Genomic DNA, 16,854 nt, shown 5'->3' with positions numbered 1-16,854 from the left:
CTCAATCCTTTAAATTATTATCTAAGATAAGTTGGAATATAAGTTGTAGAGCCGTATACGAGACCCGTACGTACGGTTCAATGAGAGGGAGATAATTCTTGCAGTTATCTTTCTACTCTATCTTATGATGAATGAAATGACGATAGGATGGTATAATAATGCTAGGGGTATGAATATGAAAAATATAAAAAAAATACTGATTGTTGAAGATGATTCTATTCAACGAGATTTATTGATCAAATGGATTGACGAAATGGAAGATCACTTTAGAGTCTATGCTGCCAGCTCGGATCAAGAAGCACTCTCTATTGCGAGAGAGGAAGCAATTGATCTTTTTGTCATGGACATTGATTTGAAATCGGAGTTGAATGGTTTTGAAGTGGCGATTCAGCTGAGAGCCAATCCCAAATATCAGCTCACATGGATTCTTTTTTTGACAGTAGAAAGCAGTTATGAGCTTAGAGCTTACAGAGAAGTACACTGTCATGCCTTTTTAGACAAGCCCTATCCCAAGGCTGCACTGCAAAGCATGGTTAAAAAATTGCTGGGTCATGTTCAAAGGCCAGAAATGATTACAGAGAGCAAATTTCTTGTTGCAGAGGCAGAACAGGTTTTGATCAGAATTAGGCACGCTGAAATTGTTTTTATTGAAGCCAAAGGCAGGGGAAGCGTTGTATATACAGTCAGAGGTAATTATAAATTACCCTACAAGTCCTTAAAAAACATTGAAGAAGATTTGGCCGATGACAAAGAATTTTTTAAAGTACACAGATCTTATCTAATCAACATACACTATGTCAAATCGATCCAAAGATTTGGACTTAAACAATACGAAATAACCTTTTATAATTGCCAGTGGAAATGCTTGTTAAGCAAGGCAAAAAAAGAGGCTTTAGAAGATATTATTGGCATGAGGAGGTGAGTGTATGAACAGTGCGATGGCTAATGAAATCATAGGCACTTTACTTGAATTGTCCATATTTTTTTATATATTTTACAAGCTGTTGGATTTAGATAAAAAGGATCTGAGACAGTATCTTTTGATCTATATAGGGATGACGACGCTTGTTATCGTATCCAACCATTATTTCTTAGGGTATGGTGCTTTTATTTATATCTTTGCCTTTATTTTCGTTTTGAAATGGTTTACACAAGAAAGCCTTTTTAAAGTGCTTTTCGTATTTGTATCCTCCATGATCGCTTTACTTTGCGTTGAAATTGTGTTGATTCCTCTTCTGGGCATGATAACAACGGCAGAGGTAGTTGTCACAATTATATCACTTGCAATTGCCAATATTCTGATGGTGGTATTGATTCAACTCTTCGAAGCGCCACTTAAAAGCTATATTCAGAAATATGAAAATCGATATATCAATTATATTGCAATTAATATATTCCTGTATGCTTTTATCTATAAGATTCTCTGGGATCATGACGAGTCCCTCGTGAGAGAAAATATGCTCTATTTTGGCATAGCCATGTTTTTGCTCCTCGTTGTGAATTACTTTGTCTACAGAGAAGTTGCTACTATAAGTGAAAGGAATAAGGCGCTTGAAGTTCAGGAGCAGATGCGGGAAACCTTGGAACAAATGATTCTGGAAATAAGATCGAAGCAACATGAGTATAAAAATAATCTGACCACAATTATTGGTATACTGGAGACCAACCCAGCAGATGAAGCTTGTTTGAAAATTGAGAATTTTTTGAATGATGTCTACGTGTACGATGGATTTGAGAGTGATTTACTGCAGATTGATCGTGATATTGTCAAGGCAGTGCTCTTTATGAAACGTTCAGAAGCGAGAGAAAAAGGTATTCATTTTACTTATGACTGTCAAGTTTCTTTGACGGCATTATCTGTTTTGGATTATGAAATATCGCTTGTACTCAACAATCTGATCAATAATGCTTTTGAAGCTGTCCAGTTTGATGACGAACCCTGGGTAAGACTTGAGATAGGATTTGACGCAAAAGAGAAGGCCTTCTATTTTCAAACAAAAAACGCTGGTCACAGTGTAGAACCAGCGCATCTCCTAAAATTATCGGACAAAAACTTTACGACCAAATCAGCAGAGAAAAAGACGCGTGGATTTGGCCTTTGGACAATTAAAAACATCGCGAAAAAACATAACGGACATCTTGAATTGTACTTTGAAAATGATGATATTGTTATCAAAGTCTTATTTTCTTGAAGGGGGTTCAGCTTCTCCTAAGAAAAGGAACGAAGACGTAGAGATTACAAGTCCTGCAATCGCAACAAAAAATAAACCGATTGTGTTATAAAAGTTTTTCATTTTTAAGGCCTCCTATAAGTAATTGTAGAGCAAAGACAAAAAGTGACAAGATATAGAGTTGAATTTGATTTGTGTAGAGTGAAGCAGCAAACAAAATCAATACCATAATGGCTGTCTGTGATCGTTTCTTGTGGATGGCATTTTTGTTGTATTCGTAGCGATTGTGTGGAATAACTGGTGTGAAGAGATAGAGTATAATCATTGAAGGGATTAAGAGTAGTATTTTGCTAAATGAAATGAGTGGGATGAATTGGGCGGATAAAAGTATGGTTGTGTACATGATAAACGATCCAAATAAGCACGATAGGTATGTGGAAAAATGAAAACCGCCTGCCACAACACGCATACAGCTAAAAAATATAAAGGCCATTAGAAACAAGTGATCCAACCGCACTAAGTAAAAAATGAGCCATAATAAAACAAATTTAGAGAGTTCGCCTAAAAGTGTTTCGATTGCATAGCGTATTGTGTCAATTTGATCTTCTTTCAGAATGCTTGCATGGCTTACAATATGCTTTGACATCTTCAAAGAAAGTCGATGCAACACTAGACACACATCCTTTCAAGAAAATTAAGATGATAAGCAACACTGTCTAGGAGAAGAAGTGGGTTAAGGGAAAACTCATCATCTTGATTTCTTAAATTCAGATTAGCATAATGCTGTAATATTACAAGTAATTTGTAACGAAAAGGCCTTATAGTGTAATGAAAAAACGATTGTGTATTGAAGTGATGTACTGAAGACATGGTGAGGAACGTCACAAGGAATACAGTGGCTGCAAATGGCTGTTTTAAAGAGAAAAATACTGTTCTTTAGATTATCCACTGAGACGAAATTGTGGACTTGCTATAATCTCTATATTTGCTATAATTAAATATATATAATTAAAATGAGGATGGGGAAGAGTAATCTGTAGGCATGATCTAAAGAGAGGTTCTTATGCTGAAATGAACTGGTCAGTGACAGATGAAGTGCACCCCTGAGTGAGACCTGAATACGAGTATGGGATCCGGTGATGCGTTATAGTCATATGAGTTGGACCTTGTCTGAGCAAAGTGGGACCGTGCATTGATGCACCTTTGCAGAGAGGTTTTTTTTATGCTAAAAAATAGAAGTGGAGGGTCAACATGAAACTGTACAATACGATGACTAAGCAAAAAGATGAGTTTATACCTATAGAACCTGGCAAGGTGAGAATGTATGTGTGCGGACCAACGGTCTATAATTTTTTCCATATTGGCAATGCAAGACCTTTTCTAATGTTCGATGCCTTTAGAAGGTATTTGGAATATAGAGGATATGAAGTCACATACGTTCAAAATTTCACGGATGTGGATGATAAAATTATTAAGAAAGCCAATGAGGACTCAGTAAGCAGTTTAGACGTCAGTGAGTTGTACATTGCCGAGTATTTTAAAGATGCAGATGCGCTGGGCATCCATAGAGCGACGCATCACCCAAAAGTTACTGAGACAATGGACGAAATCATATCTTTCATAAAGGATTTAGAGGACAAGGGGTTTGCATATGAAATTGACGGCAATGTTTATTTTGCAGTATCTTCTTTTAAACCCTATGGAAAGCTCTCAAGACAATCCCTTGAAGACTTAGAGGCGGGCGCTCGAATCGATATCAGCGAGGAGAAGAGAAATCCTATGGACTTCGCCCTTTGGAAGAAGAAAAAAGAAGGTGAACCGGCTTGGATGAGTCCTTGGGGTGAAGGCAGACCAGGCTGGCATATTGAATGTTCTGTGATGAGTACTAAATATTTAGGTGAAACCATTGATATTCATGCGGGGGGACAAGATCTCATCTTTCCACATCATGAAAATGAAATTGCTCAGAGTGAAGCCAAGACAGGTAAGCGCTATGTAAACTATTGGATGCACAATGGTTATATCAATATTGAGAATCAAAAGATGTCAAAGTCCTTGAACAACTTTTTTACAACAAGGGAAATATTAGAGTCATTTGATCCGGATGTCGTACGATTTTTCATGCTTTCTGCACACTATAGAAATCCAATCAATTTTAGCAGAACGCTTTTAGAGAGTGCAAAAAATGGTCTGGATAGGCTTTATACGCTCAGAAATAATTTGGAATATCTCATTGAAAACGCCAGCACTGTAGAATTGAAAACGGATGAAGCTGAAATCTTAAAAGTGGTGACATCGTATAAAGATAAATTCATTGAAGTCATGGATGATGATTTTAATTCTGCGGATGGTATCTCAGTCATCTTTGAATTGACTCGATATTTAAATACGGTGGCAACGCCGAATGCTTCAAAAGACTTTTTAGTAAAATCAAAGGCTTTGTTTGAAGAACTCACAAATGTACTGGGAATTGTGCAAAAAGAGAGAGCATCTATTGATGATCAGATTGAAGCTTTGATTGAAAAAAGGCAAAATGCTAGAAAGAATAAAGACTTTGCATTGGCGGATCAAATCAGAGATGAATTAAAACAGCAGGGCATTATACTTGAAGATACACCACAAGGTGTTAAATGGCATAGAGAAGCATAGGAGCAGTGGATGAATGAGTTTTTAGAAACCCTTAAAATAGACATGTTAAAGCAGATGGACGTACAAATGCTTAATCCGCTTAAACTCGCTTATTTAGGAGATGCCGTTTATGAGGCGTATATAAGGACGTATATTATTTCTAAATATACAATGACGCCAAATGAAATGTCAAAATTAGCGGTTAAATACGTGAAGGCTTCTGCACAGGCGAAAATTGTACTGTTTTTGCAAGATGAACTGTCTGAAGCTGAATGGACGATCGTTAAAAGGGGCAGAAATCAAAAGTCGGGAAGCGTTCCTAAAAATGCAATTTTGAGTGATTACAAATATGCGACGGGATTTGAGGCGCTCATTGGTTATCTTTATCTCACAGGAGAAAAGACGAGGATTTATCAAATTATTGGCAGAGCAATTGAAATCATTGAAATGCCAGAGGCACAAAATCAGATAAAAGATCAGATAAAAGATCAGAATACGTCAACAGAAGAAACCTAGAAAGTGTTTTAATGAGATCAAGGGAAGTGTAGATTAATGAAGATGAGTATGCGAGAAAAGATACTTTTAATTGCGGTATTGATATTGTTAGTGGCAATCAGTGTAAAATCTGTTGTCTTTGATGCGTATGAGCCCATGACAGAAATTGAAAAAGAGATGGTTGAAGAGGCACAGACTTTTATTGAAAAAAGACATAGTGGCATGCTTTATGACTCTCATCTATTATCCACACGGATTATTCAAGTGGGTAAGACAGAAGATGATTTAACCAAAGTACACTATCGTAAATATGTGTTATTTGTATTCCCGTTTGGGGATGAGTACAGGGATGTAGAATAGAGGAGGAAATTATGAATGTTGCAATAATTGCACATACACCAGACATTGAAAAAGTCATTGCTTCTGCAGCAAAGCTTTGCTATTCCCAGGTAGGTGTTGAAGAGATTTCTCAGGCTATGGATGCGGAACAGGCAAATGTCTTTTTAGAAAAGCTGATGACTTTTGGTCATTATTCACCTCTTGAGCACGCAAGTTTCACGTTTGCAGTTGAAGGGGTTAGTAGAGTTTTAACACACCAGTTGGTGAGACATAGAATCGCCTCTTATTCACAACAATCTCAAAGATATGTGAAATTGGATCAGTTTGAATATGTGATACCACCTGCAATAGAAAAAAATGAAACGGCCAAAGCTATATTTGTCAAAGCAATGCAATCAGATCAGGAAACCTATAATCAGTTGACTGAAGTATTGGAGGCAACCTTTGTGGAAGAATATAAAAGTTCTGGAATGAGCGAAAAGAAGGCGAAAGCCGCGGCTGAAAAGCGAGCAATTGAAGATGCTCGGTTTGTCTTTCCAAATGCTTGTGAAACAAAAATTGTTTTGACCATGAATCTGAGATCACTTCACAATTTTTTTGAGCACAGATGTTGTGAACGCGCACAATGGGAAATCCGAGAACTTGCCACAGAAATGCTCAGACAAGTTAAGGCGATTGCACCTACACTTTTTGAAAAGAGTGGCCCCTCCTGTGTGAAAGGTGCTTGTAAAGAGGGAAAAATGACTTGTGGGAACGCAGTGAAAGTAAGGGCATTTTTTGAATCCTTATGATGGGGTTAATAATAGAAAGGATCTTGAGATGGAAGATATTATTTTTGGACGCAATCCTGTCTTAGAAGCTTTAGAGGCGGGTCGAGATATAAATAAGTTAGTGATATTGGAAGGTTCAAGAGATAAAACGCTTCAAAAAATAATTAGTGCCGCCAAATCAAAACGCCTTGTCATTCAGTTTTCTGAAAGAAAGATTTTGGACAGGATTGTGGAGGGCGAAACACATCAAGGTGTTGTGGCGTATGTGGCGGCTTATTCGTATTTTGAACTAGAAGATATCTTAGCTGTTGCAAAAGAAAAAGAAGAGGTCCCCTTTGTGATCATATGCGACGAAATTAATGATCCGCACAATTTGGGCAGTATTATAAGAACCGCAGATGCCGTAGGTGCACATGGGGTGATCATTCCTAAGAGAAGGAGTGCGGCACTTAATCAGACTGTGGCAAAAACATCGTGTGGCGCAATTGAATACGTAAAGGTCGCCAGAGTTACGAATATTGCAACAACAATAGACAAGCTCAAAGAAATGGGATTTTGGATTGTGGGCACCGATATGTCCAATCAGACTTATTATGAAGCCAATTTAACAGGCAGTATAGGTGTTGTGGTCGGCAATGAAGGTAAAGGTATGAGTCGTCTTGTTAAAGAAAAGTGTGATTTTGTCGTTTCAATCCCCATGAAAGGTCACGTGGATTCTTTAAATGCGTCGGTGGCTTCTGGTATTGTCATGTATGAAGTATTGAGGCAGAGAACACTTCCTAAAAAGTAAACTGCTTGACGATGCGAATATTAATAATATATAATGATTTTGTGAGTTTGAGTATGTATTTTAATGTAAAATAGAATAGTTTAGTATGCGTTTGTAAGTAGTGGAGGATTTCTGAATGGAGCGACTAATAAATACAGACAGATCGAGTTTTGACTTTTTAAATGAAGAAATTCTAGTAGAACTTGCAAAAAAAGGGGATTCCAAAGCACAAGAGGCACTTATTAAAAAATATAAAAATTTCGTTAGATCAAAAGCGAGAACTTATTTTCTGATAGGTGCAGATCGCGAGGATATTATACAAGAGGGCATGATTGGCTTGTTCAAAGCGATTAGAGACTACAAACCTGACAAAATATCTTCTTTTCGCACATTTGCAGAGCTATGCATTAAAAGACAAATGATCACTGCCATAAAAACAGCCACAAGACAGAAACATATTCCACTCAACTCATATGTTTCCCTGAACAAACCCATTTTTGATGAAGAGTCTGATCGATCTATGTACGAGATGGTGACCAACAGTAAAGAGCTTGATCCAGAACATTTGGTTATTAGACGTGAAGAGCTTGACATGATTGAAGCCAAGATGGGTGAAGTCCTGAGCGATTTGGAATGGCAAGTTTTGAATGCTTACTTAGATGGCAGGTCTTATCAAGAAATAGCGGTTCAAATGAATCGACATGTGAAGTCTATAGACAATGCGCTTCAACGGGTCAAAAAGAAGTTGGAAAAATTTTTAGAAGATAAAAATTGAAAGATGTCTTTTCATATTACGCTGATTATGTTAAAGTAAAGTGTTTAAATCTTATGATTTGTTCTTGAATAAATGCAAGGCATTTATTTAATAAATATTAGAAAGTGCTTAATGATCTTAAAGTAGGATACATAATGCCTGATAAGGCTGAATGAAATCAATTTAAGCTATAAGCAATTTCAAAAAATATTATATAAATTAAGGGAGGAATATTCAAAATGGCAAAGCAAAAATTCGAAAGAAATAAACCGCATTGTAATATCGGAACAATTGGTCACGTTGACCACGGTAAAACAACATTAACAGCAGCGATTACAAAAGTATTATTCGAAAAATACGCTTTAGGACAAAAAGTAGATTTTGATAATATCGATAAAGCACCAGAAGAGAGAGAAAGAGGGATCACAATCTCTACAGCTCACGTTGAGTACGAAACACCAGCGAGACATTATGCTCACGTTGACTGCCCAGGCCATGCTGACTACGTTAAAAACATGATCACAGGTGCAGCACAAATGGACGGATCTATCCTAGTTGTATCAGCAGCAGATGGTCCAATGCCACAAACAAGAGAGCATATCCTTCTTTCTAGACAAGTAGGCGTGCCATATATCGTTGTTTTCTTAAACAAATGTGACATGGTAGATGATGAAGAGTTATTAGAACTTGTTGAAATGGAAGTAAGAGATTTATTAACAGAATACGATTTCCCAGGCGATGATACACCAATCATCAGAGGATCTGCACTTAAAGCGCTTGAGGGCGATGCAGAGTGGGCAGAAAAAATCATTGAATTATTCAACGTAATCGATGAGTACATTCCACAACCGGAAAGAGCAACAGACAAACCATTCTTAATGCCAGTGGAAGACGTATTCTCTATCACAGGTAGAGGAACAGTTGCAACAGGTAGAATTGACAGAGGTATCATCAAAGTATCAGAAGAAGTAGAAATCGTAGGACTTACTGAAGCGCCAAGAAAAGTAGTTGTAACAGGCGTTGAAATGTTCAAGAAATTATTGGATCAAGGACAAGCAGGCGATAACGTAGGTTTATTATTAAGAGGTGTACAAAGAACAGATATCCAAAGAGGACAAGTTCTTGCTAAACCAGGCACAATCAAACCACATACGAAATTCGAAGCACAAGTATACGTTCTTACAAAAGAAGAGGGTGGAAGACATACACCATTCTTTAAAGGATACAGACCACAGTTCTTCTTCAGAACAACAGACGTAACAGGATCAATTAACTTACCAGAAGGCGTTGAAATGTGTATGCCTGGCGATAACGTTGAAATGAGCATCGAACTGATTTCACCAATCGCAATTGAAGAAGGTGTAAAATTCTCAATTCGTGAAGGTGGTAGAACAGTAGGTTCTGGTAACGTTAACAAGATCACTCAATAAAATAAATCTTCACTTTTAAAATCTTTTATTGAAAAAGAATGAGAAGTGGTATAAAATACTATAGGTAATTAAAACTTAATCTGACTAAACTATATTTTCTAACAACTCAATTAGAAGATAAGGACTAGTGGCAACTAGTCCTTATTTAACTTAGAACAATCCAAAATGTTAATAATAATTCATACCTAAAATAGGTAAATGCTTTGTTGACAATAGAATGGTTTTGTGATAGGTTTAATTAGTAATGTTATAGTGGAGTATAGTGTGCATTGCCAGGCACGGACAATAGTCGTTGTAGGAGGTGTCAAAATGAGAGTTAATATCACATTAGCATGTACTGAGTGTAAAAACAGAAATTACAACACTACAAAGAACAAAAGAAACAACCCAGACAGAATTGAAATGAACAAATACTGCAAATTCTGTAAAAAACACACGCTTCATAAAGAGACTAAGTAGTTTCAAAATTAGAGTAAGGGGTTGAGATAAATGGCTTCTAGTAATGTGAAAGAAAAGAAACCAAGCGCAGGCAAGTTTTTTAAAGGTGTAAGAAGTGAGGTTAAAAAAGTAACTTGGCCAACAAGAAAAGACGTATGGCAATACACGCTTGTAGTGTTAGCGATGTGTTTTGTTTCAGCGGTTACAATTGGCGCTCTAGACGCAATCTTCAAGTTCTTATTTAACTTATTTGCTTAGGCTAATCAAATAGCAATGGGAGGAGGTTTGAGGTTCTAAAACCGAGAGAACATGGCGGAAACTGATCAAGCGAGATGGTATGTTGTCCACACTTATTCAGGACATGAAAACAAAGTGAAGGCAAATATCGAGAAAATCGTTGAAAATAGAGGCATGGAGGATGTTATCATAGAAGTTGTCGTCCCAACGGAAACCGTAGTTGAGATTAAAAATGGCAAAAGAAAAGATAAATCTAAAAAAATCTTCCCAGGTTATGCGTTAGTAAAAATGATTATGACAGATGAATCGTGGTACGTTGTGAGAAACACGCGTGGCGTTACTGGATTCGTAGGTCCGGGTTCCAAACCGATTCCTTTAACTGAAGAAGAAGTTTTGACGATGGGATTAGAGAAGAGAAGTGTTGAGGTCGACTTTGAAATCGGCGACTCAATCACGGTGACATCTGGGCCCTTTGAGAGCTTTATTGGAACAGTTGAAGAGATTCATTTGGAAAGACAATCTATCAAAGCGTTGATTTCAATGTTTGGTAGGGAAACCCCAGTCGAATTAGGATTCGACCAAATACAAAAGGATTAAATAAATCAAGGAGGTGCACTGTAAATGGCTAAAAAAGTTACAGGCCTAGTTAAGTTACAAATTCCTGCAGGAAAAGCAACACCAGCACCACCAGTTGGTCCAGCTCTTGGTCAACAAGGTGTGAATATTATGCAATTCTGTAAAGAATTCAATGCAAAAACAGCAGATCAAGCAGGTTTGATCATTCCGGTAGTAATTACTGTATACCAAGATAGATCATACACATTTATCACTAAAACGCCTCCAGCGGCAATTTTATTGAAAAAAGCAGCTGGCGTAGAGAGCGGATCAAGTGAACCAAATAAGAAAAAAGTAGCAACTGTAAAAAGAGCGAAAATTAAAGAAATTGCAGAACTTAAAATGCCTGATTTAAATGCTGGTAGTGTTGAAGCGGCTATGAGCATGATCGAAGGTACAGCAAGAAGTATGGGATTCGTAGTAGAAGACTAATATTGTTTTGAACCGTTTTTTGTAGTGGGAGGAATCACCGTTAAAACCACGAAGGAGGAAGAAAAATGCCTAAAAGAGGTAAGAATTATCAAGAAGCCGTTAAGCTTATAGAAAAAGATAAATTCTATGAACTTGATGAAGCGATAAAATTAGTGAAACAAACAGCGAAAGCTAAGTTCGATGAAACTGTAGAATTGCACATTAAATTAGGTGTTGATGGTAGACATGCTGATCAACAAGTAAGAGGTGCGATTGTATTACCGCATGGTACTGGTAATACTAAAAGAGTGCTTGTTATCGCAAAAGGCGAAAAAGCAACTGAAGCTGAAAAAGCTGGCGCAGATTTCTTCGGTGCAGAAGATATCATCGCTAAAATCCAAAATGAAAACTGGTTTGATTATGATGTAATCGTGGCAACACCAGACATGATGGGTCAACTTGGACGACTTGGTAGAGTGTTAGGTCCAAAAGGGTTAATGCCAAACCCTAAATCAGGAACTGTAACTTTTGATATCGAGAAAGCTGTTAACGAAATTAAAGCAGGTAAAGTAGAGTACAGATTGGACAAAACCAATATTATTCATGTTTCTATCGGTAAAGCATCTTTTACAGAAGCTCAACTTCAAGAAAACATGAGTGGATTGATAGAAGCCGTAGTTAAAGCTAAACCAGCTGCTGCTAAAGGTACTTATTTAAGAAGTGTTACTTTAGCAACAACAATGGGTCCTGGTATCAAAGTGAATGCAGCAAAATTATAATTGACAATAAGTGATTTCTCTGATAGAATTACGTTGTTGTAAAAATGAATGCAAACCGTAGACAGTAGGTGCGTGAGCTTAATTTCCTACCGAGGTAAGGATAAATAGTTTATTTCGATAAATTATAGCCTCTCTTGTCTACGGAAGAGAGGCTTTATTTAATATAAACAAGGAGGTGGACAAATGTCACAAAATCTTGAAAACAAGAAGATTGTTGTTGAAGAAATCAAAGAGAAATTTTCATCTGCTAAGTCTGCTGTTCTTGTAGATTACAGAGGTTTAACGGTTGAAGAGTCAACTGAACTTAGAAGTAAGTTTAGAGCAGCTGGCGTTGATTACAAAGTTTACAAAAATAACTTAGTAAAATTGGCGATTAAAGATACAGCATTCGAACCATTATCTCAAGATTTGACTGGTCCAAACGCAATTGCTTTCGGTATCGAAGATGCAGTTGTACCAGCTAAAATTGTTAAAGAGTTTGCTAAAGCACATAAAAACCTTGAATTAAAATCAGGTGTTGTTGACGGCAGCTATTGTAATCTCGAACAGATTATTCAAATTGCAGATTTACCATCAAAAGAAGTTCTCATTGGCAGATTCCTTGGCAGTGTCAAGGCGCCAGTTTCAAACTTCGCTTATTTCTTATCAAATCTTATTAAAGAAAAAGAAGCACAAGCATAAATTGAGTGCTTGTTAAAAATCCGGAGGTGTAAAACAATGACTAAAGAGCAAATTATTGAAGCCATTAAAGGCATGAGTATTTTAGAAATTAAAGAATTAGTAGAAGCTTGCGAAGCTGAGTTCGGTGTATCTGCATCTGCTCCAGTAGTAGCAGTAGCAGCAGGCGCAGGCGCTGAAGCAGTAGAAGAAAAATCAGAATTTGATGTTATCTTAGCAAATGCTGGCGCTAAAAAAATCGGCGTTATCAAAGTGGTTAGAGAAATCACTGGTCTTGGCTTAAAAGAAGCTAAAGATTTGGTAGATGGCGCGCCACAACCTGTTAAAGCTGGCGTTTCTAAAGAAGATGCTGAAGCAATTAAAGCTAAATTAGAAGAAGCTGGTGCAGCAGTAGAATTAAAATAGTCAGTAACTGAATATAAATAGCCACCAAAAGTTTGGTGGCTATTTAATTTAGATATTACAAAAATGAAAAACTCTATTTTAAACAAACCTATAAAATGATGTTGACACGTGTCTTGATGTGTGATATTATTCTATAATGCTATAAGTATGTTTAAAATGGAGTTTTTGCGTTTTAAAACTTTATAGTAGAGAAGGTAAAAAAGGATTAGTTCCTTTTATGATACAATATTTTTTATTACACAAGGGGTGAAAATTTTAATGCCACAACCTGTAATGCTCGGAAAAACGGAAAGAATGAGTTTTGCTAGAATTAATGAGCTACTTGAGAAGCCCAATTTAATTGAGATTCAACGCAAATCTTACGAATGGTTTCTAGAAGAAGGCTTAAAAGAAGCTTTCAAGGACATTTCTCCAATTGAAGATTACACTGGCAATTTAAGACTTGAGTTTATTGATTATGAACTTGATGAAGAAGCCAAGTATGACGTTGAGGAATGTAAGGAAAGAGATGTTAATTTTGCGGCACCTTTAAGAGTGCAAGTTCGTTTCATTAATAAGGAAACAGGCGAAATTAAAGAACAAAAAGTTTTCATGGGAGATTTCCCGTTGATGACTGAAAAAGGGACCTTTATTATTAATGGTGCCGAGAGAGTTATTGTAAGCCAGTTGGTTAGATCACCAGGACCATACTATGATGTGAAGATTGACAAGGTGGGAACCAAACTTTACTCAAGTACAATTATTCCTAATCGTGGTGCATGGCTTGAGTATGAAACAGATTCAAATGATATTGTTTCTGTTCGAATTGACCGTACTAGAAAATTACCCGCAACAACTTTGATCAGAGCACTTGGCTATCAAACCAATACTGAAATTTTAAATCTATTTGGTGAAGATGAAAAATTGATTAAAACACTCGATAAGGACAGTACTTCAAACTATGAAGAAGGCCTTATTGAAATCTACAAAAAATTAAGACCAGGTGAGCCGCCAACTGTGGAAAGTGCCAGCAATTTAATCAATTCACTATTCTTTGATGAAAAGAGATACGATCTTGCGAAGGTAGGTCGCTACAAATTCAATAAAAAATTAGGTGTCTCTAATCGTATTGAAGAAAAAGTTGCCGCGGAGAACATTATCAATCCTGAAACGGGTGAAATTCTCGTTGAAAAAGATGAAAAAATTTCTATTGAAATGGCAAGTATCATTGAGAATGCTGGAGTTTGCCGTGTTGATGTATATGGTGACGAAGACAAATTGGTTCGAGTAATTGGGAATCACTTTGTTGATTTGTGTGCTTATTTTACACATCCTAAGCTTAAAATTAAGGAAAAAGTTTATTATCCAGTGCTTAAAGAAATTTTGGACACTTATGAATCTGCTGATGAGCGATTGGTTGCAATTGAAGATCGTATGGCGGAGCTCGTGCCAAGACATATTACACATGCGGACATTATCGCTTCATTTAGTTATATCTTAAATTTAAATTTAAGTGTTGGACAAGTGGACGATATTGATCATCTTGGAAATCGTAGAATCAGATCAGTAGGAGAACTTCTTCAAAATCAATTTAGAATTGGTCTTTCTAGAATGGAAAGAGTGGTTCGTGAAAGAATGACCATTCAAGATATGGAAGCGATTACGCCACAAGCGCTTATCAATATCAAACCGGTTGTTTCTGCAATCAAAGAATTCTTTGGAAGTTCACAGCTTTCTCAGTTTATGGATCAAACCAATCCGCTTGCAGAATTAACGCATAAGAGAAGGTTGTCGGCACTTGGACCTGGTGGTCTTTCGAGAGAAAGAGCTGGTTTCGAAGTTCGTGACGTCCATCATTCGCATTATGGTAGAATGTGTCCGATTGAAACGCCTGAGGGCCCAAATATCGGTCTTATAGGTTCTTTGAGTACGTTTGCTCGCATTAATGAGTATGGTTTTATTGAGTCACCCTATAGAAAAATCAATAAAAAAACGGGTGTTATAACAGATGAAATTATCTATATAACAGCTGATGTTGAAGAAAAATATATTGTGGCACCTGCAAATGAACCTGTAACTGAAGAAAATAAGTTTCTTGCATCAAGAATTGTAGCGCGTAGAAGATCAGACATCAAGGAATTCCCAGCGTCTGAAGTAGACTTAGTTGAGGTTTCTGCTCAACAAATGGTTTCTGTTGCAACAGCAATGATTCCGTTCCTTGAAAATGATGATGCGAACCGTGCGCTTATGGGTTCCAACATGCAACGTCAAGCTGTACCGCTTGTTAGGGCAGAAGCGCCTATTATCGGTACGGGTATTGAACATATTGCAGCTAAAGACTCTGGTGTTGTTATAAAATCTGTAGTTGATGGTGTTGTGGAATATGTTTCGGCTGATGAAATTGTCATCAGAGGCAAAGAGGATAAGAAAAAATATAGACATAGACTTTTAAAGTTCAAAAGATCCAATCAAGGGACTTGTATCAATCAAAAGCCACTTGTTAAAAAAGGTGAAATCGTTAAATTTGATGATATTATAGCGGATGGACCTTCCACTGACAATGGAGAGATTGCTCTTGGAACGAATCTGCTCATTGGTTTCATGACGTGGGAAGGTTATAACTATGAAGATGCGATTCTTTTAAGTGAAGAACTCGTTATGGAAGATAAACTGAGCTCTATTCATATTGAAGAGTATGAATCTGAAGCCAGAGATACAAAACTTGGACCTGAAGAAATTACTAGAGATATTCCAAATGTCGGTGAAGAAGCGTTAAAAGATTTGGATGCTGAGGGCATTATTCGTATTGGTGCAGAAGTCAATGCAGGCGATATAATGGTTGGTAAAGTAACCCCTAAAGGCGAAACGGAACTCACTGCTGAAGAAAGACTTTTGAGAGCTATTTTCGGAGAAAAGGCAAGAGAGGTAAGAGATACTTCTCTTAGAGTACCTCATGGTGAATCGGGTATTATCGTAGACGTCAAGAAATTTGAAAGAGAAAATGGCGATGAGTTGTCTCCTGGCGTTAATAAACTTATCAGGGTTTATATTGCTAAAAAGAGAAAAATAAGTGTCGGTGATAAGATGGCCGGACGACATGGTAACAAAGGGGTTATCTCTAGAATTTTACCGGTTGAAGACATGCCGTTTTTAGATGATGGTACAGCGCTTCAAATCGTCCTTAATCCACTGGGTGTACCTTCGCGTATGAACATTGGACAGGTTCTTGAAGTCCATTTAGGACTTGCTGCTAAGAAGAATGGTTGGAAAGTTGCAACGCCAGTATTTGACGGTGCAAAAGAGTCTCAAATTATGGATATCCTATCCAAAGCGGGTTACCCTGGCAATGGTAAATTGACAGTAAGAGATGGTCGTTCTGGAGAAAGCTTTGATAATCAAGTTACAGTTGGTTATATGTATATGTTAAAACTTCACCATTTAGTTGATGATAAGATCCATGCAAGAAGTACGGGACCTTACTCTCTTGTTACGCAACAGCCACTTGGCGGTAAAGCGCAATTTGGTGGACAGCGTTTTGGTGAGATGGAGGTTTGGGCACTTGAAGCATACGGTGCAGCGCATACGCTTCAGGAGATCTTGACCGTAAAATCAGATGATGTTGTTGGTCGTGTTAAGGCATATGAAGCAATTGTCAAGGGTGAAAACATTCCTGAACCTGGCATTCCTGAATCGTTTAAAGTTTTAATCAAAGAGTTGCAAGCACTTGCGCTTGATGTTAAAGTTTTACGAGATGATGCAGGTGAAATTGAAATTGAACTTGCTGATGATGATGACGATGATGCACTAGACTACAATACAGCTTTAAGAGAAGCGAAAATTTCCAATGATGTAGATTCAGGCGCATTTATTGAGGAAACATCTGATGAAGAAGAATCATTAGAAGAAGTAGATGAAGTTTTCTTAGCGGATGATGACGACGACTATGAAGAATAATA

At 37.2% G+C, this 16,854-nt stretch carries 18 protein-coding genes and 1 other annotated feature; of the genes, 17 read left to right on the top strand and 1 reads right to left on the bottom strand.

What is annotated here, in order from left to right; genetic code table 11:
• The first annotated feature begins 175 nt into the window (after positions 1-175).
• Both ISU02_RS22485 and ISU02_RS22480 read left to right on the top strand, forming a co-directional pair.
• Positions 176-922: a LytR/AlgR family response regulator transcription factor gene (locus ISU02_RS22485; protein WP_194704106.1), complete on the top strand. Its 747-nt coding sequence runs from the start codon at positions 176-178 to the stop codon at positions 920-922.
• A gap of 4 nt (positions 923-926) precedes the next feature.
• Positions 927-2,192: a sensor histidine kinase gene (locus tag ISU02_RS22480; RefSeq protein ID WP_194704105.1), complete on the top strand. Its 1,266-nt coding sequence runs from the start codon at positions 927-929 to the stop codon at positions 2,190-2,192.
• Positions 2,193-2,277: 85 nt separating this feature from the next.
• On the opposite strand, the gene ISU02_RS22475 is transcribed toward ISU02_RS22480, so the two are convergent.
• A complete protein-coding gene (locus tag ISU02_RS22475; protein ID WP_194704104.1) occupies positions 2,278-2,841 on the bottom strand; it encodes an accessory gene regulator B family protein in 564 nt (187 codons plus the stop codon).
• A 581-nt stretch (positions 2,842-3,422) separates the two neighbouring features.
• Between ISU02_RS22475 and cysS the strand changes: the two genes are divergently transcribed.
• The 15 genes from cysS (at position 3,423) to rpoB (ending at position 16,852) form a co-directional block, all read left to right on the top strand.
• Positions 3,423-4,820, top strand: a complete 1,398-nt coding sequence (cysS, locus tag ISU02_RS22470; RefSeq protein ID WP_194704103.1) for a cysteine--tRNA ligase — start codon at positions 3,423-3,425, stop codon at positions 4,818-4,820.
• Between the two features lie 9 nt (positions 4,821-4,829).
• Positions 4,830-5,315, top strand: coding sequence for a Mini-ribonuclease 3 (locus ISU02_RS22465; protein WP_194704102.1), 486 nt, complete (start codon positions 4,830-4,832; stop codon positions 5,313-5,315).
• A 36-nt stretch (positions 5,316-5,351) separates the two neighbouring features.
• Positions 5,352-5,654: a hypothetical protein gene (locus ISU02_RS22460; protein ID WP_207736503.1), complete on the top strand. Its 303-nt coding sequence runs from the start codon at positions 5,352-5,354 to the stop codon at positions 5,652-5,654.
• An 8-nt stretch (positions 5,655-5,662) separates the two neighbouring features.
• The gene (gene thyX / locus ISU02_RS22455) at positions 5,663-6,424 is read left to right on the top strand and encodes an FAD-dependent thymidylate synthase (protein ID WP_407646471.1); all 762 of its coding nucleotides are present in this window, start codon (positions 5,663-5,665) and stop codon (positions 6,422-6,424) included.
• Between the two features lie 28 nt (positions 6,425-6,452).
• The gene (rlmB, locus tag ISU02_RS22450) at positions 6,453-7,193 is read left to right on the top strand and encodes a 23S rRNA (guanosine(2251)-2'-O)-methyltransferase RlmB (protein WP_194704099.1); all 741 of its coding nucleotides are present in this window, start codon (positions 6,453-6,455) and stop codon (positions 7,191-7,193) included.
• Between the two features lie 115 nt (positions 7,194-7,308).
• Entirely contained in the window at positions 7,309-7,947 is a 639-nt protein-coding gene (sigH, locus tag ISU02_RS22445; protein WP_194704098.1) for an RNA polymerase sporulation sigma factor SigH, read from the top strand.
• Positions 7,948-8,165: 218 nt separating this feature from the next.
• Complete coding sequence (tuf, locus tag ISU02_RS22440; protein ID WP_194704084.1) at positions 8,166-9,356, top strand: elongation factor Tu; 1,191 nt, start codon at positions 8,166-8,168, stop codon at positions 9,354-9,356.
• 309 nt (positions 9,357-9,665) lie between these two features.
• Entirely contained in the window at positions 9,666-9,815 is a 150-nt protein-coding gene (gene rpmG, locus ISU02_RS22435; RefSeq protein ID WP_194704097.1) for a 50S ribosomal protein L33, read from the top strand.
• 30 nt (positions 9,816-9,845) lie between these two features.
• Positions 9,846-10,052 (top strand): preprotein translocase subunit SecE, encoded by a 207-nt coding sequence (gene secE, locus ISU02_RS22430; protein WP_194704096.1) that lies wholly within the window; start codon positions 9,846-9,848, stop codon positions 10,050-10,052.
• A gap of 51 nt (positions 10,053-10,103) precedes the next feature.
• Complete coding sequence (gene nusG / locus ISU02_RS22425) at positions 10,104-10,628, top strand: transcription termination/antitermination protein NusG (protein ID WP_194704095.1); 525 nt, start codon at positions 10,104-10,106, stop codon at positions 10,626-10,628.
• Positions 10,629-10,652: 24 nt separating this feature from the next.
• Positions 10,653-11,078 (top strand): 50S ribosomal protein L11, encoded by a 426-nt coding sequence (gene rplK, locus ISU02_RS22420; RefSeq protein WP_194704094.1) that lies wholly within the window; start codon positions 10,653-10,655, stop codon positions 11,076-11,078.
• Positions 11,079-11,143: 65 nt separating this feature from the next.
• Positions 11,144-11,836 (top strand): 50S ribosomal protein L1, encoded by a 693-nt coding sequence (rplA, locus tag ISU02_RS22415; protein WP_194704093.1) that lies wholly within the window; start codon positions 11,144-11,146, stop codon positions 11,834-11,836.
• Between the two features lie 37 nt (positions 11,837-11,873).
• Positions 11,874-12,004 (top strand) — a sequence feature (ribosomal protein L10 leader region).
• A gap of 15 nt (positions 12,005-12,019) precedes the next feature.
• On the top strand, positions 12,020-12,517 hold the full coding sequence (gene rplJ, locus ISU02_RS22410) for a 50S ribosomal protein L10 (protein ID WP_194704092.1): 498 nt from the start codon (positions 12,020-12,022) through the stop codon (positions 12,515-12,517).
• Positions 12,518-12,553: 36 nt separating this feature from the next.
• Positions 12,554-12,919: a 50S ribosomal protein L7/L12 gene (rplL, locus tag ISU02_RS22405; protein ID WP_194704091.1), complete on the top strand. Its 366-nt coding sequence runs from the start codon at positions 12,554-12,556 to the stop codon at positions 12,917-12,919.
• A gap of 258 nt (positions 12,920-13,177) precedes the next feature.
• A complete protein-coding gene (gene rpoB / locus ISU02_RS22400) occupies positions 13,178-16,852 on the top strand; it encodes a DNA-directed RNA polymerase subunit beta (RefSeq protein ID WP_194704090.1) in 3,675 nt (1,224 codons plus the stop codon).
• The last annotated feature ends 2 nt before the right edge of the window (positions 16,853-16,854 follow it).

The organism is Fusibacter ferrireducens, from assembly GCF_015352425.1.
GTDB lineage: Bacteria > Bacillota > Clostridia > Peptostreptococcales > Acidaminobacteraceae > Fusibacter_A > Fusibacter_A ferrireducens.
The sequence above is the reverse complement of the archived record's forward strand: the minus strand, read 5'-3'. Positions and strand labels throughout refer to the sequence as shown.